Here is a 23309-nt window from a genome sequence, read left to right as displayed (position 1 = left end):
CATGGGCGCACCATCGAAGAACCGCATGGATCTCACGGCCGACGCGAAGCGTGCCATGCTGAGCCGGCGTTCGGGGAGTCCGTCCGTGCGCTCTGCGGAAACTGCCAAATCGACAGGCCCCTATCCCTTTGGCGATGAATGCGTAAAGGGAATGGCGGCGGCGATCAAGGCCGCGTACTCGAAGGAATACGCTGCGGCTGACTTCCCGCGCCAGACGCAGGTCTCCTTCAAGATTGATTCCAAGGCGGTAGACCGCATGAAGGTCGCAGCCGTCACCCACCACATCCGCATGCGCGATCTTTGGGCGATAGCGACCGATATCGTCATCCAAGCACTCGATGAACTCGATAGGGAAGGAATTTAAATGGACGAGATTGAGGATATTACCGGAACCTCGCTTCGGGATTGGCAGGTCAAGCGGGTCTTGGAACCCAAAGACGCTCTCATTCCGAAGGGCATGAAGACGCTTGCCAAGACGCTTCGCCACGCGGGGCAGCTGCTCGCGGTGGCGACCGCTTCCAACCCCGATGATTCCGGAATTCCTTTCTATGCCTTTATCACCGTCTCCAGCAAGGACCGCTCCGAGATGAAGGCGTTTATCTGCGAGCTGACCCCCGAGCAATACGAAGACCTATTCGAAGATGAAAGCGAGTGACCCTATGTCCGATTCTGCAAACAAGCTGCCCGTCATGACCGATGAACAGCGCCGTGAGAACCTTGAGAAGGCCACAGCCGTCCGAAAAGAGCGCAAGGCCTTACTCGATTTGGTCCGACAGGGTTCCGTCGCCTTTGAGCAGGCTTCGGCCGACCCCAAATACTGGCGCATTCCCGTGGTTCGTCTGCTGATCGCCGTCCCAGGCATCGGCAAGGCGAAGGCGACCCAGCTCATGGCCCAAGCTGGCATCGCCCCGAATCGTCGAGTCAAGGGCCTCGGTTGCCGCCAGCGTGACTACATCATCGACCATCTCCCCGCATCCAAGGGTTAAGCCATGCTCTCATTTGCGGTGCTCGTGTATTTCGCGGCGGTCATATCAGTCTATGCTGCCGCCATGGCCCTGCTCCTTTGTCCTTGGCTGGCGAAGGAGCTGCGGCGTCGTCTCCCTCGTATTTGATCGATTCTATTTCACGGGTCGGGTTTCACGCTTTCCCGACACCCCATTTGTTTGACTCCTTTCCTTCCTTTATGTGACACGTGCCTGAGTGGAAGACGGCGCCGCAGCCCCCTCGCCATATAGCTGCCGACATGCTCGGCGCGCTGGACTCTGTTCGAATTCCATTGTTCTCCCCATTTATCCCTACAAGCAGTGGTTTCTCGACACGCCATAGAGTCCATCGCGCCGAGTAAGTCGGCGAATTTCCCTACGCCTATAAATAAGATTGGTGATCCGATATGAGCCAGCTGACTGCTGTCGATATTTCCGATAGCGATCGTTTTGAACTCGCAGAGGTCCTCAAAGAGGAATCTGAATCGAGCTCCGCCCCTCGTCCCCTTGAGGACATCCTGCAGGAGACCTGCGACGACGATTTCGACCCCATGAGCCAGCGCAGTTGCTACGAGCTACTCTCGGCATATATCGCCCGCCCGACGGCAACCATCGTGTCGAAAAACGGACATTCCCCCTGCTCGAATTGCGGTACCGGCATCCCATATCACACCCGCTTCGCCGCATACTGCCTGGGCTGCGGAGCCGTTTTCAGCATCTAATCGCACGCATGCCGACCCCGCCGCGCCGCTTCGCTCACTGGGACGACATGCGTTGGGACGCAAGTTGATAGCCATCCCCCCTTATAGAAAGCAGTATCCGAATGGAACCGACTTCAAATCCGATCGATCCTTTTCCCCGCATGGAGCCCGAGGAGCTTCGCGAGCGCCGAAACGCCCTGAAACTCAAGACTTGCCCCTTCTGCGGCGGGGCTGTGAAACCCCGCTGGGCTCCGTGGCTGGACGGGGCTCCGTGCTGGGAAATCGAGCATACAGATATCGAGCAGGCCGTCGCCGCCAAATGTCCGATCGAGATGGGCGGCTATGACTCCCTGGAGCAGTTGCAGCAGGTATGGGATGCCCGCTGCCCTAATGACTCCGCTCCCATGACTTACAAGGACGCAAACGATGCCGGCGCGTAAGTACAAGCTGGAACGGACGGCCTTTATCGGGTGTCCGAACACCTCCTACATGGATGTAGACGATGCTAAAGCCTGTCCCTTCTGCGGCAGCACGCAGGTGACCATCTATCCCTTCGGGCGGGGTGCGACCTCATATGTCGAGGGAGTTCCTACGCTCTACTTCTCCTCTGCCACCTGCAAATGCCAAGGCTGTACCGCAGAGATAGACGGTCCCCAGCGCAAATCGATTATCGAGGGCGAGGACGAATACAACGCCTGCATCGCCGCCCTTAAGACTTGGAACACTCGATATAGGGAAAAGTAGGGGGAATTGATTCATGGCCACAAATTGCAATATCAATTTTGGGACTCTCGAGCGGTCTTTAGGCGAGATTCGCGCGGAGCTGGAGCGGCGCAACGAAATCGAGGAGGAGAAGCTCCACGTCTTGAAGAAAATCGAGAAGGGTCTCCGAATGAAGTCGGACAGATAGCCGACTTTGCTGAATCCCATAGAATCAGGAGGCATAAATTGGGACAGCGTGAAGAGATGACAGAGGAGCTGTCCGAGCGTGTCTTGGCTCGGTTGCGCCACGAGTATTCCCTGGTGGCGTCCGAGGTCTGGGTGGATGATGATCACCGCGTCGATTTCGTCGCATTCAGGCCTGAACGCTTATCACCGTTTCCATCTTCCATCGAGCGGGGTGAGTTCGTCTTCGTCGAGGTCAAGTCGTGCATGGCCGATTTCAAGAGCGGTCACGGCCTGACCTTCCAGGGTGATTTAAACTGGCTTGTCTGTCCGCAGAGTCTCGCCGAATCACTCTACCAAACGCTGGGGCTCCCTAAGGATGCGCAGGTCTTCTGCCCGGACAAAGGGGGTCGCCTGCGGAAGAAATTCGATCTCAGCATCGGCGCGGGGAGCAGCCGCATCGCACCCGCCTCCGAGTTACTGTATCGAATGGTGAACCATAGCTACAACACTTGGCGGACCTCACGCGGTGTCTTCGGCTCATATTGCCCTTGGTGCTCCCCATACAATCCCAAGCCCCTGGGCGATATCGATACCGTCAGCGGGGACATGGACCTGATTGACGGGATAGGGCTCACGCTCGATGTCAGTGACCCACATGGGGCGCATTTGACGATGTCCCACGACAACGGCATCGACTGCGCCTATATTCCCATCAACTATTGTCCGATCTGCGGGCGAAATTTTCGGAAGGATAGATAAATGACCGTTATCCAGTATTGCCGTCACGAGGCCAAATGGCGCGATCTCGTGATTATCCGAGCTAACGGATGGGTGGAGTGCTCGGCCTATATCGAACACAAGAATTTATTACGCCTGCCGCCCGATATAGCCAATGCCGAGGTTGTCGGCGCAGAGCGCGGCTGGATTCGCATCGCGAACCGGTTAGGCGGGTTAGAAGATGCCCCATGCATCTATCTCGATATCAAATAGGGAAGTTAAAGGAGGCTGATTATGACCGTTATCGAATACTGTTGGCATAAGACCAGGGTGTACGAACTCGTGATTATCCGAGCATACGGACGGGTGAGGTGCTCGGCCTATATCGACCACGAGGATTTATTTCGCCTGCCGCGCGATATAGCCAATGCCGAGGTTATCCGCTCAAAGCGCGGCTATATTGACATCGCAACTCGCGAGGGCGGCGCATGGAGTTCTCCGTGTGTCTATCTCGATATCAAATAGGGAAGTACTCTGAATGGATCGAGACGAGATTGCAGTCATCATTCCCTGCTATAACGAGGCGCTGACCATCGGCAAGGTGGTCGAAGATTTCAAACGCGAGCTGCCAGCCTCGACTGTCTACGTCTACGACAACGATTCGACTGATGCGACGGCTGCGATCGCGATGAGGCACGGCGCGACCGTCCGATTCGAGCCTCGCCGCGGCAAGGGAAACGTCTGCCGGCAGATGTTCCGCGATATCGATGCCGCCTGCTACCTCATGGTGGACGGCGATGATACCTACCCAGCTCAAGCAGCGAGAGCCCTTTGCGAACCGATTCTAAGCGGACGAGCCGATATGGTGGTCGGGGACAGGCTGTCTAACGGGACGTACGCTAAGGAGAATAGGCGTGCGCTCCATGGCTTTGGCAACGATTTGGTTCGCGCCATGATCAAGTGGATTTACGGCTACGAATACGCCGACGTCATGACGGGTTTCCGCGCCATGTCCAAGCCCTTCGTCAAGACGTTCCCCGTTCTTTCAGACGGCTTCCAAATCGAGAGCGAGATATCAATACATGCCGTCGACCGCCGTTGGCGCATCCAAAGCGTCCCCGTAGACTATCGAGACCGACCTGAAGGTTCGCAGTCGAAGCTGAATACCCTGTCCGACGGCATTAAGGTCGTCGCAATGGTCGGCACCCTTTTCAAGAACTATCGACCCCGGAGTTCTTTTCCCTGATCGCGCTTTTATTCTTCCTCGCGGGGATTGCGCTAGGTGTCCCCGTCATTCACGAGTTCGTTGCGACCGGGGTCGTGCCCCGCTTCCCGACTGCGATTCTCGCGGCGGCATTGATTTTCCTCTGCGCTCTTTCGCTCGCCACCGGCTTTATTCTCGATGCCGTGGCGAAGTCGGATCGCAGGCAGTGGGAGCTTGAGGTCTATCGCTCTTTTCTTCATCCCAACAACAGCACGAACGATAAGCCGTGGTGGGCATCCGAGTTCCAGCCGCGAGGTAGCGACCCCTCGGCTTTATAGTTTCGTTTCACCGCGTAAATCTGAAAAGATTTACGCTCTGCTGACTTTCGTGCAGATATTTAGCTATAATAACTATAGTTAATGCGAACGTTCCCCAAGCGTTCCAATGGACAGGATGTAGTCGAAATGAATATCTACGAATCGCCCGCGCATTTGCCCGATTTAGACACTCGAATCCACTTCGCCGCAAGGCTCCGCCACAACTCGCACTGTCATTTCGCGGCGGGCATACCCATCTTTCCCGCTGCAATCGGCGGCATCATTGAGGAGACGGTCGCCGACGAGATGCCCTTTACCGATGAGGATACGCTGGGCATGCTTGCGAACCTGATTGACCCCGGCACCTGCGAGAACCTCAACGGGCCGCAGACCGGACACTTCACGTGCTCCGCTTGCGGGGCGGACGGCCCGCTCGGCAAGGTTCGCCTGCCCGATGATAGTTGCAAGAACGGATGGAGGGTCGAACTCATAAAGAGCTGCCCCTACTGCGGACGCAAGGTCGTGGCCCCCAAAGGGACGCTTTTTCAGGTAATTCCGGACGGCACTAAAGCCCGTCAAGACTGAAAATAGAATCGAGACCCCATATGGATAACCTAATCAACGTGAACCGCGAGATGGCCGGTGCGCTCCGTTCCCTTGCCCTTGCAGGTCCCAAGCCTGTCAGTGAATACGTCAATGTCGCCGCTGCACTGTCTAAGCTGGGCATTGAATGCCACAATGCCGAAGGGGAACTCCTTTTTGAGAGGCGCGACGCGCTCACACTTGCAGACTATATCGATCGCCCTGTAGGTGATTCCGGCTTCCAAAGGCAGATTCGTAGTGATATCGCCATGTCCCTCCGCTATGCAGTCTCGGACGCAGTCTTCGAGGAAATATCGGACGGCGATACTTTGGGCCAACGAGGCCTGCTGGACCTTTGCGACCTCGCCGAGGCTCTCGGCTTGGACGTGAAGTACTACAACGAGGAATATCCAGCGGTCGAGCAATGTGCCGCAAGAGACTTAGCCGACAAGATTGACGTGCAGACATGTAGATACGTCCGCGAGCGGGTTGGCGTATGGATTTGCGACAAATGCGGCCACGATGAGGGGAAGTACGGCGCCCATTCCTACCGCCATTGCCCCATCTGCGGCCGCAAGATCGAGAAGACGGTGGGGTAAAAGGTGCCGGAGGAAACCAACGCAATGACATCTCGGGAATGTCGCGCCTTATGGCAGGCTCTTAAATTTCAATATGCGGACATCGAGCCATATGATTTCGATGCCCTGCAGGGATATATCGCTCTCGAATGTGCCGAATCGTGCCGCAAGGGCGAGACTCCACGCTATACGATTCCCCGCCGCAAGGACGACAGCCTCTGCTGTAAGATGAACCCCGACGGTGGCATCCTAAGGGCATACCTGAAAATCGACTGTCCCGGCCAGTGGAACGGCCGCGAGGCGGTCAGTTTCAACTCCGACGGCTTTATCGGCTTCTGCGGCTGGGCTGACTCGGTCAACAGCCAGCCGTTTTACCGCGCCTGGCGCGCATGGTGCTGCAACTATATGACATACAAGCTCGAAGATCCGATAGTCTTGATAATGAATGGGATGGAAAATGTTTGATACTGCTGATTGTGACCGTATCCATAGCATGCATGGCGATTCGGTCATCGTAGACCCCGCCGAGCTCATCGGGCTCGCCGAATACCTTGAATCGATAACGAACACGGTGTACTGGGAGGGCAGGGCTATCTGCGGCGCGGGAAACGATATCTCCAAGCGCCTGCGGGAGATAGTCTACCAATCAAGGCCCTGCTGAAAGGAAACTGTCTTGGATATACTTCCATGCCCCTTTTGCAGCAACACTGACATAGAGCCGACCCGATACGACGTCGACGTCTGGGACGATAAGGACGGAAACACCCTTTATTGCGTCCGCATGATCATGAACTGTGGCGAGTGCAACATGCATATGATCGGTCCCGACGGGGTGGCCGAGACCATAGACGATGCCGAAAGCGCCGCGCGAGAGGGATTGATTCGCCAATGGAACACGAGATTCAAGAACTGACGGGAGCTGTAATTGGAGTTCTGGATTAGGATCATATTATTCGCTTTTGGTTTGGCTTGGATGATTTACATTTTAAGTGCCGTCTTAACGGCGCATAAGTCATCCCCAAAGCGATTCGATCTGTGTAGCGCCTTGGCTGTAATCATGGGATTGGCTCTAATGGCTTTATTGCAGGCAGGCGTTCCGACGGGTCTCGAAGCTGTAGATGGAAACGTCGAGGCTGTCGAGACCAATCCCTTGGTTTCGCTCAAGACCGATTCGCGCCTTGACGGCAAAGCGGCGCTATCTTTTGGATACCTCACGGAACAGGACGAGTATGTTGTGATGGTGAGAAAGGGCGATGGAGGCTATCGTAGAAAAAGTTACCCAGCCGACGATACAGTGGTGTACGAGGATGCAGATGCCGATGCTGCGAGGGTCGAAGTAGTCGATCAACATGTGGTCATCCGTGAAACTCACGAGTTTCCTATAGTAGGTGAGTGGACACGCGATCGACGAGAGCTCTCAAAGCGCGAGATACGCATGCATGTCCCCAAGGGAAGTATCGTCCAGGGAGAATACGACTTCCAATAGATACTCTTGGCGCTTGCACAATTCTCAAAAGGCGGTCGAGAGATCGCCTTTTTTAGTGTTCTTTCACCGATTGGATCTTGTATCCGGCTCCAAATACAACTATACTATGCGCTATCAGCGGGACGGAAAGCGGCTCGCAACCCAATATGAGAGGACGTTCTCCAAATGACATTCCATTGCCTGATAGTCGGAAGCAGGGGATATACCGATTACGCCTCATTCAAGGCGAAATGCGATGCCCTGCTTGCCGGCAAGACCGATATCGAGATTGTCTCGGGCGGTGCATCCGGCACCGATGCCATGGCGGAGCGTTATGCCCGCGAGCTCGGCTACTCGTTGCAGATTTTTCCCGCCGAGTGGTCCCGATATGGGAAACGAGCAGGTTACGTTAGGAACCGCGAGATGCATTCCTATATCTCCACCCATGCCGACCGCGGCGTTATCGCCTTTTGGGACGGACACAGCAAAGGCACCGCCCAGAGCTTCGCCCTTGCAAAAGAGTTCGACAACCCTATTAGGATTATCAGGATTGACCCTCGCCATGGCATTTATGCCACATGATTTCATAGGTATGTCTTATCGCCAGACCGTTATATCCAACGGAAACTGACGGCGCGTCGTTTTCCTGTGCTAAAATCAACGTCAGTTAATGCGTTTCCCCAAGACGCATCGGACAGGAGAAGAACAAGCGCAGCTCGGCAAAACCTCTCGGTCTGCGCTAGATTATAGGCAGGGCTGAACTTGCCGAAGGGCTGACCGATCGGTCGGGGAGACGCATCCGTACTTGGATACGAAAGGATGCGAGACAAATGACCCGACATACCGAAAAGAGCCGCCCGTGAAAATCTCCAATGCGAAAGTCAGACAACTGCTAGAGTTCGGCATCGCGCTCTTCTTTGCCGTAGGCACCTCGTTTTTGGCTCAAGGCGCTGGATTCTTCGGTGTCTCCGCTGCCAATCAGTTTGTCACGGCTCCCCATTCTTCTGATGCAACCTCGACCGCAAGCCAGCCGATTTCGATTCCTGGCTACACCGGCAACCCGTCTGTAACGCTTTCGGATACGAGTGGTTTGTCACCTAAAACGGCACCTACTGATCCGATTCTCCCAGATCTCGATTCGAGTGGCCGCTGCGGCTCAGTCGAGATGGTTGTGTCTCTTGAGACGGCTCCCGCACGAGGGGAGAAGCGTGGCTCAATCGGAATGGTGAGGCCCTCCGGTTGGCACACGGTTCGCGACGATTCCCTTGATGGCAAGTATCTGTACAATCGCTGCCACTTGGTAGCCTGGTGCCTGTCTGGCATGAACGCCGAGAAGCGCAACCTAATCACGGGAACCCGCTATATGAACATCGAGGGCATGCTGCCCTATGAGATGCAGGTGTGCGACTTTATCTTTGCCGGCGGCGGTCGCGTTTACTACAAGGTGACCCCCGATTTCCGTGACGGCGAATTGGTTGCCCGCGGTGTCCGCATCCAGGCGTACTCCTTGGCGGATAAGGGCAAGAGCATCGATTTCGATGTCTACTGCTATAACGTTCAGCCTGGCTACAGGATTGATTACGCCACGGGCGAAGCGACGAAAGTAAATTGATTTGATTTCAGAACGGAGATTCATACATGTACACAACGGTGACTTTTATGGGGCGCGACGTGACTGCCAATGCGGAGGATGAGCTCCCGATCAAGAACCACCTTCCTGCTGACCTGGGGGCGAGCTTCCGCACGCTGAACCAGTGGCTCAATCGCGGTTTCGCGCCAAAAGCGAAGGCCGTTGGATATAGGATGCATCCTTCGGTCATGGCTCGGAGAACGTATGTCTATTTCCATGAATCGGATGTTGAGGACGATTGCGGTCACAGCCCGGCCGACTCGGCCAGCTACCTCAATGAAAAACAGGTGGTTCAGAGCGCCTTAAAGCAAAGCACGGGCTCAGGCGGCTTGACTGCAATCGGCATGAAAGGCCTTATGGACTAGGTGGTTGTTTTGGAAGAGCCCGGAAACGAGACGCGCCTACCTATTCCATGGGGCGCCGTTATCTACGCCGCGATAATCCTAGCGGCTATCGGCACGGTTCTACTGATAAGGTCGTTCGTTATTGAGCCGTTCAGCATCCCCACCGAATCGATGTGCGATACGCTTCGAGTCGGCGATAGCGTGCTAGCTGAGAAGATTACCCTGGAGTTGGGTGAAACCGCCTCTGCGGGGGACGTTATCGTCTTCGAGAACCCCGAAAAGGGCTCCGAGAAAGACGTCCTATGTAAGCGTGTTGTCGCCTGCGCCGGACAGACGGTCGATATGAAAAACGGATCGGTATATATCGATGGGAAGAAAATCACGGAGGATTACGCGAAGGGCGATTCCTATCCGCTGTACCTTGGAAAGGGCAAGCATATATCCTACCCCTATAAGGTTCCCGAGGGCGAGATTTGGGTCATGGGCGACAACAGGGAGAATTCCGCAGATTCCCGCTATTTCGGCCCGATATCAGAGGACAGCGTGATAGGCATCTGCGTCATGCGCTACCTGCCTTGGAACCGTATCGGCCTCCTTTGAGACATATAGTTTGACATTTAGTCATACTCAAAAGGGCATCCTTTAATGGATGCCCTTTTCGTAAATCTCTTTGTTATTATTCTCATTTTGATCTTGCAGCCCTGCCCATATTCAACTATACTATATGGCAACAAGCGGGACGAACGGCGTCCTGCAGACCCGAAGGGAGATTCCCTATGAATCGTAAATTGGACGACTTCCTCTTCTATTTCCCGAGGATTGTCATGGCGCTGATTGGCGTAGCGTCGTTCGCTTTCAGTGCATGGTTCAGCCAGTTCTACTACCTGTACCTGAACTGCATCGTATTACCCATCTCTTGGGCTATTACTGCATATGGCATCGAGTGTGCTAGCCAAGTGGTCAAAGCCTACCGCTGCTCGCTTTAAACGCCAACAGGGGAGCGCAACAGCGCTCCCTACCTTATCGACCTATACCTTTTGGAGAAAGGAAACCGCAATGACCGAGGAAACCATGAGCCTGGATGAAGTCGCTAAGGAGTGCCGCCAAGCGGCCGAGGAGTTGGCAAATAAGCCCGGATGCGCTAGGGATCTCGATGCTCTCATGGACGAGAAGCACACCGAGTTCGGCCGAACCCTGTACGGCACCGACAGCGGTTGCAGCGATGCCCTGAGGGCCCGATTTGAAGCCAACAGGCGCAACAACCGAGCGGACGCGATTGAGAATCTCGAGGCTCTCGCAACGCTGCTCGAACGTCTCCCTGCGTGCGATTATTGCGGCTTCCAGATGACTGGATACGACAGCTATTTCTCGCAGGTCATATTCGGCGCAGTGGAGGTTCTCAAGAACAACAACTAGCCCTGAACAAAAGGCGGTCGCAAGATCGCCTTTTTTCGTGCAATTTTCCCAGACAGATGTTGTATCTTATCTAATATGCAACTATACTATATGTCAACAAGCGGGATGTAAAGGCGCCCCGCAAACCCGTAAGGAGACACTCTATGAACGACAACGTCTTGGCGGTTATTTTTACCCGACCCGAGGACGATGACTACGAAACTGTTGACCTGTTCGAGAGCTTTGCCGATGCTCGCGAGTTTATGCTTGAAGATTGCGCCAATCTAGTCGCGGAGTTCGGCGATGGGCTAGATATCGACGATAACCTTCATGAGTTAACCGTCCGATGGGTGGGGACACCGCTTTGGAAATGGTCTATCAAGAAGCCTCGCTTTCATTAGGCAAGATATTGTCGATCTCAACAGCAGGAGGAACCCCATGAAGGAATATTCCGATCAATTCTTTGAGCTCAAGTGGCATGAGCTGGGAAACGTCCCGATTAGTTGAGTAGATTGACGGCCGCATGCGCATCGACGCATACGGTTGAAAGGAGGACACGATGCAACCGAATCGCAAGGAGATCGAGACGATTGCTAGGGTTCGAGCCATGAACCATGAGGCGCAGCGCCTGATGGGCAAGGTCAAGGCGCTTGAAGATCCCGAACCGGGGGCGTTTCGAGACCGCATCAATGCGAATTACGACCAGATGCGCCTGGCGATGGAAAGAATTGGACTTCTGCTTGAGGTGAGATTGCATACGCCCGAACGGAATGGCGCCGACTATATATTCCAGAAACTAGACAGGGACTTGGATATCCTCGATTATGAGATTGGTGTCTTGGACACCCTGATTGACCTCTGGCAGCTTCAGAACTTTTAGACAGCTCGCCGGACAGGTGGCAACTAAAAGGTTGCCTCCTGAATCATCTGAAACGAGAAGGGAACGACCATGAAGAAGATTTACAAATACACCGAGACCCGTTCTTGGTATTTCGAACTCGACGTTGACGAGAAAATGCAACCCGAGAAGGCCCTGACGGCATTACAGTGAACTGCTTCAATTACTATCTGACCGACCGCGCCGAGGACGAGTTTGCCTGCGGATGGAGTAAAACGTCAGAAGACGAGAAATCCCCCTGCACTGATCGCGCTACCGAGTATTTCCGAGGGGTTGCGGAAAGGGAGCTAGCGGGAGAAGCCCGAAATATGGTTCTGAAATCATTGAATGGGACAGAATAACCTGAAATGAAATTAGTAGCTCCATGGCTGCTTTTTTCTGGACTATTTTCCTGAATGACCTTGCGTCCTCCTTTGTAAACAACTATACTATATGCCAACAAGCGGGATGAATGGCATCCTGCACGCCAGTTAGGAGATATTGATATGAGCTGCTACGTCGTTTCCGATCTCACGATTTCCGCAATCGTCGCCGCAATGGCAGACACCGATTTCGAGCCGGCGAGCTTGAAGGACGAGGAGTCGGGCGTCAAGTACAACCCCGCGACTTGCGGCCAGATTGTCGGGCAGATGCTTCTCGATGCCAATTACGCTTCCGTCAACGAGTACTACGGCAAGCATACCCGCGCCCATGAGTTCAAGCTCACGCAGAAGCAGGACGGGAAGCCCTTCACCCTCGGCGAGAAGTACGGCTGCATCGAGTGCTACGAGTATCAGGCCTGCCAGCAGCCCGGATACGATAATTCGGAGATCCACGGCGCACTCGATTACGCAAAGGACGACTTGACCCGCAAGATGCTTAAAAAGCTCGGTGAGGAGTGTGTCTGGGGTCTGGAATAACTTCATTTCACACAAAAGGCGGTCTCGCGACCGCCTTTTGTGTGAACGATTTCCCAGTTGGATCTTGCATCCCTACCCATATTCAACTATACTATATGTCAACAAGCGGGATGAAGGGCATCCCGCAAACCCGAAGGGAGACACCCCATGAAAAACTTCACAATCAAGGTCACCGAGCATCGTGAAGGTCTGTTCGTCGTTGAGGGCAAGGACGAGAATGATGCCCTGGAGCGTTTGGGTCGAATCATAGAGAGCAATGCTTTCTGGAATGACTTCGAGAACTGCGGCGAGTATTCGCTCGAAACTGAGGTCGAGTCCGACGACAGCTGTGATGATCCGATTTCCGAGTGGAACGACGAAAGCTACCGCGACCTGTTTGGCAATTAGTCCCAACAAAAGGGCATCGACCTATCCGATGCCCTTTTCATCCTATTTTCTCGGTCGATCTTGTATCCCAATCCATATTCAATACAAGCGGGATGAAAGGCATCCCGTACACTTAAAGGAAGGAACCTCAAATGCCCAACACGAACGATATTTCCAGGTACGTGACCAGGGTGGACGACGGTCTGATCCGTCCCATGACAGTGCGCGAACTGATGTCCAGACTGAACGAATTGATCTCTATCGACAAGTCTATCGCGAGGATGCCTGTGGGATTGTCGACTGACGCGGAGGGCAATATGATTTATGTTCCCCGTGTTTTCACACCGAATGACTCGGAGAAAAACGATGGATACACACCCTTTGCCGATCTTGTCGGCGTGCTTACCGACGAGGACTGCGCTTACTACCGTGTTCCCAAGTGCGTTGTGATTGGATAGGTAGGACACACGAGGACTGCAAAGATAACCTAGAGGGCGATTGGCAACGATCGCCCTCTTCCGTTAGATGCACAACCTTGAACCCTTGAGTTCTATTCGATTACTCCCCAACTTTTTCGAACTTTTCTCGATTTGATCTTGCACCCAGCTCCACTATCAACTATACTATATGTCAACAAGCGGGATGAATGGCATCCCGTAGACCCTAGTGGAAGGAACACACACCATGTCTATCAATCGCGTTCTGCTTTCCGGCAACCTCACCCGTGACCCCGAGCTCCGCGCTACCGCAGGCGGTACCCCCGTCCTCTCGATTGGCCTTGCCGTCAACGACCGCCGTCGCAACGCGCAGACCGGCGAGTGGGAGGATTACCCCAATTTCGTCGATTGCTCCATGTTCGGAACCCGCGCCGAGGCTGTCTCCAAGCACATGCAGAAAGGCGACAAGATTGCCATCGAGGGAAAGCTCCGCTTCACCCAGTGGGAGAAGGAGGGACAGCATCGTACCAAGCTCGAGGTGATCGTCGAGGATATCGAATTCATGGCCCAGCGTCGAGACCAGTAGGAACCAAAGGGCAGGTGGTCGCAAGATCGTCTGCCTTTTGACATATGCAACTAGCGGAACGATAGCCGTTCCGCGTTTTTTCGCGATGGAATTATCCAGCAATCTATAGATTGGCGGAGCGTATGGTAGTTGATTTTAAATATTCGGATGCCTACAGCCGCGCAAATATCGTCGCTTATAAAGCACAGGACGGAAGCATTTACGTGGGCGCGGCAATTTACCCCTTTGATTCTAGGGATTCGGTTTTCCGCCGCTGTTCGAGGTATTTGCCGGGGCGGGGATGCGAGGCAGCACAGGACTTCCAAGCATTGGTGGCCGGTGATCTCGATTTACTTGAGAAGTTTGATGCCTATGCTATTCCGGTCGATGCGGACATGTTGGCTCTTTGCGGGGTTAATCTGGCCCTGTCCAAGACAGACCTTCATCTGGCACTCGAGGAGGAAGCTGTATTGCTGGACAGAGACTTTGCCGATGCTTTCGATTTTGAAGAGGAATAGTTGCTAGGAGTATCGACATCTCGGTACTCCTTATATTTTTCCTAAGAGATCTTGCATCCCTATCCATAACTAACTATACTATATGCTAACAAGCGAAACGTTAGGCGTTTGGCAGACCTTAGTAGAAGGGAATTGACATGGCTACGAAAAGCTATCTGGCAACAGCATTTATCGGCGAGAAGGAAGTTAGCGGAGCTTTTGGAAGCAGCGAGTTTCGCTCGAGTCTGAACTTTGCGAGGCGAGAGCTTCGCGGGTACCAGCGCCTGGCAGAGACCATCTACCGACACGAAGTCGTATTCTGCAACCGACGCGGTCTCGAGGATATAGTCGCTCCAGAGCTTGTGTTTGGCATCCTTACCGAAACGAAAGATAGCGAGACCGGTATTGTTGAGTCCAATTATTCCGTGACGTCGACCTACACAGCCGAGGATTTCGTGTCGGATACGCGAAACGCTTTCCTTGCCTTTGCCACCGAAGATTTCGGCGAGCAAATCGCATCCGAATCCGCGGCGCTCATTGTCGGTCAAACCGCGTCGATGCCGTGGCATAAACGCTACGATATATGGAACTGTCTCGCGAGCTACGACGTATACGGCGTTGTGACTGCGGACCATCTTGTTGGTGGGGTCGAGGAGCTCGCTGTGACCCTTGCCGATAGTCGTCCAGCCGACATAGACGGGGTAAGCTCAGTATCCCAGGCTTTTCACCGCGTCGAACGAAATAACTGCGGCAAGGAATAGGGGAGCGGCAAGGATATCCCTTGGCATCGAATCGAAGATATGACCACGAACCTAGCTAATGTAATTCCATTAGTTCGGATTGCGATCACATAAGTCGCCGAAATACCCCAATCGCGAAAACAATACAGTCCCTTGAGAGGAATCGATAATGAAAAAGACTGTGATGTACACCGAGACCAGGACATGGTTCTTTGATTTGGATATGTATGAGGACGCAGATCTCGATAAGGTCATGCGTGCGTTGAAAGACACGAACGGTCTCTATTTCTACTTAGACGATTGCACGTCAGATGAATATGAGAGTTCCTGGCAAGAGATGCCGAAGGAGTGGTGCAGCGGCAACGACCCCGACTATACCGAGGACTTCCGCTCGATAGCCAAAAAAGAGCTGAAAGGAGAGAGCCTGAAAATCGTACTGTCCTCCTTGAAAGAACATGCGCAATAGAACGGGAAAGGCGTTAGCGAGATCGCCTTTTTTCTGCTGTATTCCTTAGATGATCTTGCATCCCTATACATATTCAACTATACTATATGTAGACAAGCGGGATGAAAGGCATCCCGTACCCTAGTGGAAGGAACAACCATGAGTGACACGCGCAGCATAATCGAGGAGCTTGACAAGTTGATTGACTCGGGCGAGTTCGATAAACTCACCCAGATCGAGACCTTACAGAGGATGAGGAACCAGCTCGTTTCTCGCGAGGTCGCAGCCGAGAAGATTGCGACGTTCAGGGCAGAGTTCGAGAAGACCTGTTGGCTTTTCTCTGATGCTTTAACTGCTCTAAGCATGACTGACGACTATGCCAGCATGGTCGACATGAAGATCGCGAAGGATATAGACGAACGCCTGCGCTATATCGACGCGCTGTGCCGCCAGACAGACTTCGGGCACGACCATCACTTCATCGACGATTAGGAGAAGCCCAAAGATATTTCCTTGATATCGAGAATAGGGGCATCGGTTATCCGATGCCCCTATTTCATACCGTTTTCCCAGCTAGATCTTGAATTTCCTCCCATATTCCCCTATACTATCATTAAGCAAAGTGGGATGAAGGGCGTCCTGCAAATCGGAAGGAGATATCTCCATGATTACATTGGTCAACGGCAAAGGCGTGCAGGTTAACGAATTTCAGTTCCTAGACTGGGAAGAGGCCGAAAACTATTTGACGGAGCAGCGCGAGAAAGGCAAGCGCGACCTGTATCTGCGTGGCGATTTCGTCACCCCGACTACCTATGATGGTGTCTATTTCATCGTAGTCGGTTTTGCTGATGACTACAGCATGGTTATCAAGGCTAAGCACCTGCCGTGTCCGGACGAAATCATGAACTGGATCGAGTCCGACATGAAGAGGTTCGGTTACTCCGATATCTTCGAGTATTACGTGACGGATGAGGACAACGTGTACACGGGCTACGACACCGATAACATCGACAACTGGCCTGTATTCGGAGCATAGTTTAGCGACTCAAGGCGATCGTTTCCGGTCGCCTTTTTCGTGCTATTATCCCCAATCGAGCTTGAAACCCTCCCCATATTCAACTATACTATATGCCGACAAGCGGAACGAACGGCGCTCCGCAAACCCGTAAGGAGAAACGACTGATGAACAAACAGGACTACATCGAGAAGATTGCAAACTGTATCGCCGATTGCTGGCAAGCTGCCGATGCAGGCGATCAGGTTGCCTGCAAGGCGGCAAAGCAGGGCGCCATGGAAATCGCCAAGCTGGCCGCCGAGAACCTCGGCCACACGGCCGGCTATTGGCTCGCCGAGTCCCAATTCCGAGCAGCCGACCTGTATTAGACCTCAATTTGGAAGAGACGCAGCCGATTAAATCGCGCCGGCGTCTCTTCTCGTTGTAACGCTTCGCATGAATTGAGGAGGACGATTCAAAACCAATGCTTGTTCTCAAGAAAAATGACCTGATAAAGCTCCTGGGCGATGAGCTCTACGGGATTGAACTGGACTATGCGATGCTCCGCGATATCGAAAGACGCGGGATCGAGAGGCGGGAGACCCTCGATATCGTTGGTGACCTTTGCGAGGCTTACGGATACAATCGACGCGAAGTGCAGGAGAGAGCCCAAGACCGGCTTGAGAGATTTCTTCTTCGCAAGGATGAAATACGCGATTGGGATCCTTACGCCAACATTAAGTTGACCGAGCTTTCTAAAGTCATTTGTCTTAGATGGCCCTTGTATCTCCGCCCATATTCAACTATACTATATCTCGATAAGCGAAACGAAAGGCGTTTCGCACGCCCGAAGGGAGATACCTCATGAACCCTATCGATTCCAAGCTCAAGAAGATTCTCGCCATGATTGATGGCGCGACTTCCGAGGGCGAAGCCAGGGCGGCATCCCTTGCCCTCCAGCGCCTCCTTGCCGCGAACAACATGACCATCGACGATATCGACCTCGACGACGATGCCCCCGATGTCAACGAGTATGCCGAAGATCTCGGCAAGCGCGTTCCGGAATGGGTCAAGGTCCTCGCATACGTTATCGCGAAGAACTACCGTTGCCGCTACTACATGCAGACGAGCCATGGCGCATATGACTATTGGAGCGGCCGCCACACCGTGACCGGTAGCCGTTTCGTTTTCGTCGGTGAAAGCCAGGACGCTACGGTCGCAGCCGGTTGTTTCCGTGCCACCAAGCATGCGATTGAGACGTGTTTCAAGAAGTTCTGCGGCAAACGTTTCGAACAGAATGGAACCAAGATTGGGCGGCGTGCGGGTGTGAAGAACAGCTATTGCCTCGGTTTCATTCAGGGGCTCGAGAACTCCTACCGTGAGCAGCTTGAGCAGGACGAGACCATGGCCTTGGCGATCGTGGTACCCGAGAGCGTCAATCGCTACATGAATGACGAACTGAACTGCAAAAAGATGAAGCCCCGCCCCATTACCGTCTCCTCCGATCACTCAATCGAGGATGCCGGCAGGCAAGACGGTTACGGCTTCGGTCAGGGCGACCGTATCGCATCCTGCGCATAGCGACCGACACCAAATAGGGGAGGGTGATGCCCTCCCCATCCATTTCCTATATATGGCCATAGGAAAATTAGCGCCGATTTGGGTGGAGTTGGTTCGCTATCGTACTGATAGAATTAGACAAAATGCATGACTGCAATGAGTCATGCGACCCCGCTACAGGAAGGGACGATTATGTTCGACTTCAAATGTTCAATGCAGGCCCAGCTCGATAACTTGTGGCTCAAGCCCGAAGACCTCGCACGAGGCATCGATGTTCGCGTGTCGAGCGTGCGCAAATGGCTCGACCCCGAGCTCTATTGCGTTCCGGTCAAGGACGCCTTTGATTGGGTCTACGACCAAACCGAGAAGCTCGGAAACCTTACAATGCATTGCCTGAACGAGGCGAATGAGTCTGCCGAGAAGTTCGGCCGACATATCCTTCGCTGGTATCGCGACGAGGATCTGCCCGAGACCGAACCGATGGGCCTCTACAATCTAGCGAGTCATCTCGTTGCCGACCAACTTGAGGCTAAGGATATAGAGTGCTCATTTGTCTATGCGTGCCGCGATGATGAATGGATCGAGCAGCACTTGGACGATTTTCCCGACCTCGATCCGAAGGCCGAGTTTTCCGCCTGGGCAGATATCTTGGGAGTGCCGACGTCAGAGATTGCAATGGGGCTGGGCATTACAGGTCGCTCGGTAAAAGACTGGAAGAACCCCAAGCGCGACACGATGCTGCCGGTAGACGAGGCATGGGACTTCCTGGAGGATTACGCCGACACGATTGAGATCCGAACCGCGGAGCTTCTCAAAAGCAAGCCCAATCCGATGCCGTATCATCCCATGACCCGTCTCGGGACCCTTTCGAAACGGGAACGTATCGATAACCTTGCAGCCCTCGCGGCTTCCAAGAAACTCATGGCCGATGGCAAGACCGTTGTTGATTTCGCATACGTCTAAGACCGTCCTGCGGGCTGAAACAGTTGCAACCCAATGGCTAGACCCAGCGCGAAGCATGCCGTGGCATCGCTTCTATTGGATGATGAATGGAAAGTGACCTATCAATGACCATAAGCGATGGAATGATCAGGGCAGAATGGCGCTCCTTGGAACAAGCCGAAAATGCCAAACGAAAATGCGCGGACTGCCTCTATTGCACTTGCAACGGAAACGTTCCGGACGATTTGCACCGTCCCGAAGATACGAAAGTTGAGTACATATGCCACCGCAGGGACGGCCATGAGTTCGAGACCGCCCATTCGAACCGATGCAATTACTGGAAGAAACGCGACGAAAGCTGATCAGAGCGCTACTTTTTCACATCGGTCCGCTGTTTGTTCTCGTCAATCCCACGCAGGTCGAACTGTTTGTTTCCGCGTTTAAGTACGAGCTGCCAGCCACACGCATCGCAGATCTTTACAAACTCATCGATGGTGAATCGCGTATTGTTGTGCAGTCGCGTTGACAGACTGCCTTTCTGCTTGCCGGTTTTAATCGATGCATCCTGCAGTGTCATACCGCAATCCTGCACCATATAGCGAATAGCGTCGGACGAACCGATTCGTTCAAGCACTGGATACCTCTTTCAGATATACGATAGTCTATTCTGATTATAGCCATTCTAGCTATTTCCTAGACGCGACAATGCGATCGGCCGTTGCCCGACCCCTGCCAAAAGCACTGAAAACAGTGCCGGATCGTCCCTCAATCGTCCTCGGTTCGCTCGTGAGATTGCCTCAGCGGCAAATCACGCTGGATATATTCAGTCTGTCCCAAGATGTAAGAACTAATTCCCACATTAGGAGGACAGATGGATAACGATACCCAATTCGACCCGGCAACCATTCGTATGGCGTATTTCGCCTTGCTCTTGAGCGGCAGGAGGGGCGACAACCTAGAGCTCGCCGTTGCCCAGGAAATGCTAAAGCTGGAACGTCTCACGGCCGATCGCTCGTTGCCGTCCATGATTGGCCGTTCGGTACGAATCGCGGCAACGATTAACTCGATTGAGTTCGAGGAATCTTCGAAGCGTTACCTGATTAAGTTCCAAGCGGACAACGGAGAAAAGGAGGAGAGGATCCGTTCCGAGCGCGTTGATTCCAACCATAAGAGCGCGGTAAAGAAGATTTGGGAACGTGACCTGGTCGGTCATCGTGTCCTCCTCTTCAAATACAAAGACAGGGTCGGAACAAAAGAGGCGCCCAACGGCTATCGAATCGCCCCATACTGCATCGACCACGGCAAGGCGGAGTAGGTGCAGATGAAGCGTACGAAACTGGAAGACCTAGATCTAAAGACAATTGTTTCGTCCGAACTCGAGAGTCGCAACTGCGATGGACTTTATTCTCCTTGTAACCGTTGTGAGTGTGGCTGTTCCCGAATGAAACTCTTTTCCTGCGGCAAGGCGTGTGCAGATTGCCGCCCCGGTTTACAACACCCCGGCACGAGCGACCTAAAGATCGTCTCACATGATGAATACTGTGAGATTATCGACCGAATCGAAGCTGAACATAAGCGCCACGAGGAGAAGCTCCGAGCCGAGGCAATTGAGAAAAGAAAGGCCGAACGACTCGAGGCAAAGCAGATTAAAGAGGAGAACGCCCTCAAAAAGAAGCAGGCGCGAGCCGAGGAGAAGCAGCGGCGAACAGATAAACGAAAGCAGTTCATTGATAGCATCCATGCAAAACTCGAGAAGCAGGTCGAAGATATTTCAGCCGCGATACACACGAGTATTCTTTGCAAACTTCTCAGTGGCGTATCAATCGGATCGATTGTCTTCTCGATTGCATCTATCATCTTCTTTGAGGTTATCAAGCATGAATGGATGACTTCGGCGGCAAAGGTAGAAGCGCTTGCAGCCGTCTATCTATTTCAAAAGCTGTTTATGTTCGAGGCGATCTACGTATTCGTTATCGTAGCGTTTACGATCGGCTTGATTATCGTCCGTGTCGTTCGCGGCGATTGGAAGGTTGATTTCGAGCTTGAAGAACAGTCTGAAAAGGAAGAAAAGGACGATCAGTTCTTCCTTTAGGATTATCTGTACCCTCGCTTCTTATATATCTCCAGCCTCGAGTTATTGGGTCAATTCATTTTGGATTGATCCATTTTCTTTCTTCAAAAGCAGTCTTGATAGCTGATTTAGATGTTCATCGGCTCGTTGCACAAGAGCCTGGCAGGACTATATTCGGCCGATAGTTTTTTAATTTCGCGGCCGAGGTGCGACATTACTGCGACAGAGGTGCGACATTTTTGTTGCCGCCTGTTTCATGCATGAATAGGTTGAGCATCTTCACAGGCTTTCAGACGATGATTTAGATCTACTTTGCTATCTGATTTCAACTCACCGTCCTAAAGAATTTCAATTGCCGATGCACTGCTTTTGCTTCAAAACGCCAGCGAACATTTAATTCAGCAGGGCTGAGATTCTTATAGGGCAGTTCTAATTTCAATTTTAAATTGCAGTCCAGATACCAACCAAACACCAACTTGAGACTAATTGAAACGCATGCGGAGTGCCTTGAATGGCACTCCGCGGTATCACTGTTTGCTATTATTCATATTCTTATAATTCCGCCGAAATGCCGATGCATTTGAATTGCGCGGCTTATTTGGGATTGTATTCTGCGTATTTTTGCCCGTTTGCTTTTTAGGAATCAAACGGAATCTATCTATCCACTCGTTAGGGTTGTCATTGCATCCCATCAAATATGGCAGAAGCTAATGCCTGATTCACACGCAGAAGCGAGAACGAAAACCTATCAGCTCACCCATGTCCACATGTTTTTATCGCTCATTTATATTCTTCAGCAATTACTTCCGTCCTTTACGTGCGCTGATTTCAGGTTGTAATTTATGGTTGCGGGTACTATCCTGCGTACGATTTAAAGCAATTTGCAAACCAAGCGGAGTGCCTTGAATGGCACTCCGCAGTATCACTATTTGTTCTTACTCTATTTATCCAAAGGCGAAAATAGCTTCGCAACCGGCCTGAATAGCCCATATTGCTGTGCAATAAGATTACCAGCAGTTTTTGATTTCCTTTATATCGAATAACGTTTTCAGTCTCAGAACTGCAACCAGTTTTTAATTTACGGCGTGCATCAATCGTTACGCGAAGCGCTTTTCTTTTCTATTTCAGCTGCCAGTCCATCAATAATACGTAGTCAATTTGCGTTTCTAAATTGGAAGAACTGGCTTTCTTTTTGCCAACAATCATCAAACACGAAGCGTTCGCACCATCGTTTTGCGTTGCACGGAACACATTTACCGACTTTCTAAGTTAATACAAAGGCATTTGCAAATATCGACTGCACTCCCGAACAACAACCAAATCAGCGTTCAAATCTTATTGCTAGAACCCAATCAACCTTACAAATAGTTTGTTGTCGAACTATTTCCGCCGTTGTTCAAATCGAAACTCGTATATAACTTACTAATTGCCGCACACACATCAGAACTCGATCCCAGACTACTGAACCGCTCACCAAATAGGGGAGTGCGCTACCTGATCCGAATTGCAGATCACTGTGGTTTCCTGCCAAGCGCATTTTCAAAACACACCTACTTTCATCGCCCGTAACTTCTTTGCTAGCCCTGTTCCCCATCTGTTTCATTGTCGGACATTCATCACGAACCTTATGTCCTGTCAGACATTTACGCTCCTCGGCTGTGGGATTGTCAGACATTACCTAGGCAATCAATAGCAGGCTGTCAGACATTTCCCAACGTCCCGACCACACGCCACGGAATAGCAGAAATTGCCCCAAGCAGGGGCCGATCACCCCGCGGCGCGGCCGCCAGCCCTGCGGACAGGCGGCAGGTGCAAAACGGCCTTGCCAATTATGGATGCCGCTGCGGCAACACCTGAGCCCACCTAAAAACGTGCCCCAAACTACCCATAAGGCCATTTTGCACGCCAGCTTCGTTCAACGTCAGACATTAGAAATGTCAGACATTGAACCTGCGGCAAAGCCGCAGCTGGGGCCGCTAGCGGCCTGTAATCGCGTCGCTCCGCTCGCTCCCGTCAAGCGAAATGTCAGACAGGCTGTCAGACATTTAGATCCGCTTGACGGACGGCCTGCTCGCGAAGCTCACCATCGGC

General features: G+C 52.7%; 40 protein-coding genes. 39 read left to right on the top strand and 1 reads right to left on the bottom strand.

Annotation, left to right across the window (positions count from 1 at the left end; all coding sequences use genetic code 11):
- Position 1 precedes the first annotated feature (1 nt).
- The 37 genes from DWX39_RS06730 to DWX39_RS06550 all read left to right on the top strand — a co-directional run bounded on the left by DWX39_RS06730 (position 2) and on the right by DWX39_RS06550 (position 19168).
- A complete protein-coding gene (locus DWX39_RS06730; RefSeq protein ID WP_118072011.1) occupies positions 2 to 364 on the top strand; it encodes a hypothetical protein in 363 nt (120 codons plus the stop codon).
- Positions 365 to 655, top strand: a complete 291-nt coding sequence (locus DWX39_RS06725; protein WP_117758952.1) for a hypothetical protein — start codon at positions 365 to 367, stop codon at positions 653 to 655.
- A gap of 4 nt (positions 656 to 659) precedes the next feature.
- Positions 660 to 986 carry an integration host factor, actinobacterial type gene (gene mihF, locus DWX39_RS06720; RefSeq protein ID WP_117758951.1) on the top strand — a complete coding sequence of 109 codons (327 nt, stop codon included), beginning with the start codon at positions 660 to 662 and terminating at the stop codon, positions 984 to 986.
- Positions 987 to 1390: 404 nt separating this feature from the next.
- Positions 1391 to 1705 (top strand): hypothetical protein, encoded by a 315-nt coding sequence (locus DWX39_RS06715; protein ID WP_117758950.1) that lies wholly within the window; start codon positions 1391 to 1393, stop codon positions 1703 to 1705.
- A 101-nt stretch (positions 1706 to 1806) separates the two neighbouring features.
- A complete protein-coding gene (locus tag DWX39_RS06710) occupies positions 1807 to 2124 on the top strand; it encodes a hypothetical protein (protein WP_118072012.1) in 318 nt (105 codons plus the stop codon).
- On the top strand, positions 2111 to 2428 hold the full coding sequence (locus tag DWX39_RS06705; RefSeq protein ID WP_117758948.1) for a Lar family restriction alleviation protein: 318 nt from the start codon (positions 2111 to 2113) through the stop codon (positions 2426 to 2428). Before DWX39_RS06710 ends, DWX39_RS06705 begins: the two co-directional genes overlap by 14 nt.
- A gap of 204 nt (positions 2429 to 2632) precedes the next feature.
- Positions 2633 to 3331: a hypothetical protein gene (locus tag DWX39_RS11120; protein ID WP_199411456.1), complete on the top strand. Its 699-nt coding sequence runs from the start codon at positions 2633 to 2635 to the stop codon at positions 3329 to 3331.
- The gene (locus DWX39_RS06695) at positions 3332 to 3562 is read left to right on the top strand and encodes a hypothetical protein (RefSeq protein ID WP_117758947.1); all 231 of its coding nucleotides are present in this window, start codon (positions 3332 to 3334) and stop codon (positions 3560 to 3562) included.
- A gap of 21 nt (positions 3563 to 3583) precedes the next feature.
- Complete coding sequence (locus tag DWX39_RS06690) at positions 3584 to 3814, top strand: hypothetical protein (RefSeq protein WP_117758946.1); 231 nt, start codon at positions 3584 to 3586, stop codon at positions 3812 to 3814.
- 13 nt (positions 3815 to 3827) lie between these two features.
- Positions 3828 to 4535, top strand: coding sequence for a glycosyltransferase family 2 protein (locus DWX39_RS06685; protein ID WP_233508897.1), 708 nt, complete (start codon positions 3828 to 3830; stop codon positions 4533 to 4535).
- 422 nt (positions 4536 to 4957) lie between these two features.
- A complete protein-coding gene (locus DWX39_RS06680; protein WP_117758945.1) occupies positions 4958 to 5395 on the top strand; it encodes a hypothetical protein in 438 nt (145 codons plus the stop codon).
- 20 nt (positions 5396 to 5415) lie between these two features.
- On the top strand, positions 5416 to 5991 hold the full coding sequence (locus DWX39_RS06675) for a hypothetical protein (RefSeq protein WP_117758944.1): 576 nt from the start codon (positions 5416 to 5418) through the stop codon (positions 5989 to 5991).
- Positions 5992 to 5994: 3 nt separating this feature from the next.
- On the top strand, positions 5995 to 6435 hold the full coding sequence (locus tag DWX39_RS06670; protein WP_147336386.1) for a hypothetical protein: 441 nt from the start codon (positions 5995 to 5997) through the stop codon (positions 6433 to 6435).
- Positions 6428 to 6631, top strand: coding sequence for a hypothetical protein (locus DWX39_RS06665; RefSeq protein ID WP_117758942.1), 204 nt, complete (start codon positions 6428 to 6430; stop codon positions 6629 to 6631). Before DWX39_RS06670 ends, DWX39_RS06665 begins: the two co-directional genes overlap by 8 nt.
- A 12-nt stretch (positions 6632 to 6643) precedes the next feature.
- Positions 6644 to 6883 (top strand): Lar family restriction alleviation protein, encoded by a 240-nt coding sequence (locus DWX39_RS11360; RefSeq protein ID WP_117758941.1) that lies wholly within the window; start codon positions 6644 to 6646, stop codon positions 6881 to 6883.
- Between the two features lie 12 nt (positions 6884 to 6895).
- Positions 6896 to 7456 carry a hypothetical protein gene (locus DWX39_RS06655; protein WP_117758940.1) on the top strand — a complete coding sequence of 187 codons (561 nt, stop codon included), beginning with the start codon at positions 6896 to 6898 and terminating at the stop codon, positions 7454 to 7456.
- A 165-nt stretch (positions 7457 to 7621) separates the two neighbouring features.
- Complete coding sequence (locus DWX39_RS06650; protein WP_117758939.1) at positions 7622 to 8017, top strand: DUF2493 domain-containing protein; 396 nt, start codon at positions 7622 to 7624, stop codon at positions 8015 to 8017.
- Between the two features lie 277 nt (positions 8018 to 8294).
- Positions 8295 to 9047: a DNA/RNA non-specific endonuclease gene (locus tag DWX39_RS11235; protein ID WP_233508896.1), complete on the top strand. Its 753-nt coding sequence runs from the start codon at positions 8295 to 8297 to the stop codon at positions 9045 to 9047.
- A gap of 26 nt (positions 9048 to 9073) precedes the next feature.
- Positions 9074 to 9430 carry a hypothetical protein gene (locus tag DWX39_RS06640; protein WP_117758938.1) on the top strand — a complete coding sequence of 119 codons (357 nt, stop codon included), beginning with the start codon at positions 9074 to 9076 and terminating at the stop codon, positions 9428 to 9430.
- A 9-nt stretch (positions 9431 to 9439) separates the two neighbouring features.
- Positions 9440 to 10009: a signal peptidase I gene (lepB, locus tag DWX39_RS06635; protein ID WP_158559673.1), complete on the top strand. Its 570-nt coding sequence runs from the start codon at positions 9440 to 9442 to the stop codon at positions 10007 to 10009.
- 176 nt (positions 10010 to 10185) lie between these two features.
- The gene (locus tag DWX39_RS06630; RefSeq protein WP_117758936.1) at positions 10186 to 10395 is read left to right on the top strand and encodes a hypothetical protein; all 210 of its coding nucleotides are present in this window, start codon (positions 10186 to 10188) and stop codon (positions 10393 to 10395) included.
- 70 nt (positions 10396 to 10465) lie between these two features.
- On the top strand, positions 10466 to 10825 hold the full coding sequence (locus DWX39_RS06625; RefSeq protein WP_117758935.1) for a hypothetical protein: 360 nt from the start codon (positions 10466 to 10468) through the stop codon (positions 10823 to 10825).
- 143 nt (positions 10826 to 10968) lie between these two features.
- The gene (locus DWX39_RS06620) at positions 10969 to 11205 is read left to right on the top strand and encodes a hypothetical protein (protein ID WP_117758934.1); all 237 of its coding nucleotides are present in this window, start codon (positions 10969 to 10971) and stop codon (positions 11203 to 11205) included.
- A gap of 158 nt (positions 11206 to 11363) precedes the next feature.
- The gene (locus DWX39_RS06615) at positions 11364 to 11684 is read left to right on the top strand and encodes a hypothetical protein (RefSeq protein WP_117758933.1); all 321 of its coding nucleotides are present in this window, start codon (positions 11364 to 11366) and stop codon (positions 11682 to 11684) included.
- A 503-nt stretch (positions 11685 to 12187) separates the two neighbouring features.
- Entirely contained in the window at positions 12188 to 12601 is a 414-nt protein-coding gene (locus DWX39_RS06610; protein WP_117758932.1) for a hypothetical protein, read from the top strand.
- Positions 12602 to 12748: 147 nt separating this feature from the next.
- Entirely contained in the window at positions 12749 to 12988 is a 240-nt protein-coding gene (locus DWX39_RS06605; RefSeq protein WP_117758931.1) for a hypothetical protein, read from the top strand.
- Between the two features lie 131 nt (positions 12989 to 13119).
- Positions 13120 to 13425, top strand: a complete 306-nt coding sequence (locus tag DWX39_RS06600) for a hypothetical protein (RefSeq protein ID WP_117758930.1) — start codon at positions 13120 to 13122, stop codon at positions 13423 to 13425.
- Positions 13426 to 13651: 226 nt separating this feature from the next.
- Positions 13652 to 13990: a single-stranded DNA-binding protein gene (locus DWX39_RS06595; protein ID WP_117758929.1), complete on the top strand. Its 339-nt coding sequence runs from the start codon at positions 13652 to 13654 to the stop codon at positions 13988 to 13990.
- Positions 13991 to 14112: 122 nt separating this feature from the next.
- Positions 14113 to 14487 (top strand): hypothetical protein, encoded by a 375-nt coding sequence (locus DWX39_RS06590; protein WP_117758928.1) that lies wholly within the window; start codon positions 14113 to 14115, stop codon positions 14485 to 14487.
- A 137-nt stretch (positions 14488 to 14624) separates the two neighbouring features.
- Complete coding sequence (locus DWX39_RS06585; RefSeq protein ID WP_233508895.1) at positions 14625 to 15227, top strand: hypothetical protein; 603 nt, start codon at positions 14625 to 14627, stop codon at positions 15225 to 15227.
- Between the two features lie 148 nt (positions 15228 to 15375).
- The gene (locus DWX39_RS06580) at positions 15376 to 15672 is read left to right on the top strand and encodes a hypothetical protein (protein WP_117758927.1); all 297 of its coding nucleotides are present in this window, start codon (positions 15376 to 15378) and stop codon (positions 15670 to 15672) included.
- Between the two features lie 138 nt (positions 15673 to 15810).
- Entirely contained in the window at positions 15811 to 16143 is a 333-nt protein-coding gene (locus tag DWX39_RS06575; RefSeq protein ID WP_117758926.1) for a hypothetical protein, read from the top strand.
- A gap of 172 nt (positions 16144 to 16315) precedes the next feature.
- Positions 16316 to 16687, top strand: a complete 372-nt coding sequence (locus DWX39_RS06570; RefSeq protein ID WP_117758925.1) for a hypothetical protein — start codon at positions 16316 to 16318, stop codon at positions 16685 to 16687.
- A 146-nt stretch (positions 16688 to 16833) separates the two neighbouring features.
- Entirely contained in the window at positions 16834 to 17034 is a 201-nt protein-coding gene (locus tag DWX39_RS06565) for a hypothetical protein (protein WP_117758924.1), read from the top strand.
- Between the two features lie 95 nt (positions 17035 to 17129).
- Positions 17130 to 17513: a hypothetical protein gene (locus tag DWX39_RS06560; RefSeq protein WP_117758923.1), complete on the top strand. Its 384-nt coding sequence runs from the start codon at positions 17130 to 17132 to the stop codon at positions 17511 to 17513.
- Positions 17510 to 18226 (top strand): DUF2786 domain-containing protein, encoded by a 717-nt coding sequence (locus tag DWX39_RS06555; protein ID WP_117758922.1) that lies wholly within the window; start codon positions 17510 to 17512, stop codon positions 18224 to 18226. The genes DWX39_RS06560 and DWX39_RS06555 overlap by 4 nt, the downstream gene beginning before the upstream one ends.
- 171 nt (positions 18227 to 18397) lie before the next feature.
- On the top strand, positions 18398 to 19168 hold the full coding sequence (locus DWX39_RS06550) for a hypothetical protein (protein WP_117758921.1): 771 nt from the start codon (positions 18398 to 18400) through the stop codon (positions 19166 to 19168).
- Between the two features lie 349 nt (positions 19169 to 19517).
- Here DWX39_RS06550 and DWX39_RS06545 read toward each other — a convergent pair whose 3' ends face one another.
- Complete coding sequence (locus DWX39_RS06545) at positions 19518 to 19781, bottom strand: hypothetical protein (protein ID WP_117758920.1); 264 nt, start codon at positions 19779 to 19781, stop codon at positions 19518 to 19520.
- Positions 19782 to 20018: 237 nt separating this feature from the next.
- Here DWX39_RS06545 and DWX39_RS06540 point away from each other — a divergent pair, with 237 nt between their 5' ends.
- On the top strand, positions 20019 to 20462 hold the full coding sequence (locus DWX39_RS06540; protein ID WP_117758919.1) for a hypothetical protein: 444 nt from the start codon (positions 20019 to 20021) through the stop codon (positions 20460 to 20462).
- Between the two features lie 126 nt (positions 20463 to 20588).
- Positions 20589 to 21239: a small VCP/p97-interacting protein gene (locus DWX39_RS06535; protein WP_147336385.1), complete on the top strand. Its 651-nt coding sequence runs from the start codon at positions 20589 to 20591 to the stop codon at positions 21237 to 21239.
- Positions 21240 to 23309 lie beyond the last annotated feature (2070 nt).

Source organism: Collinsella sp. AF19-1LB, from assembly GCF_003459655.1.
GTDB lineage: Bacteria > Actinomycetota > Coriobacteriia > Coriobacteriales > Coriobacteriaceae > Collinsella.
Note: the sequence above shows the minus strand (reverse complement) of the source record. Positions and strands in the feature narration are given on the sequence as shown.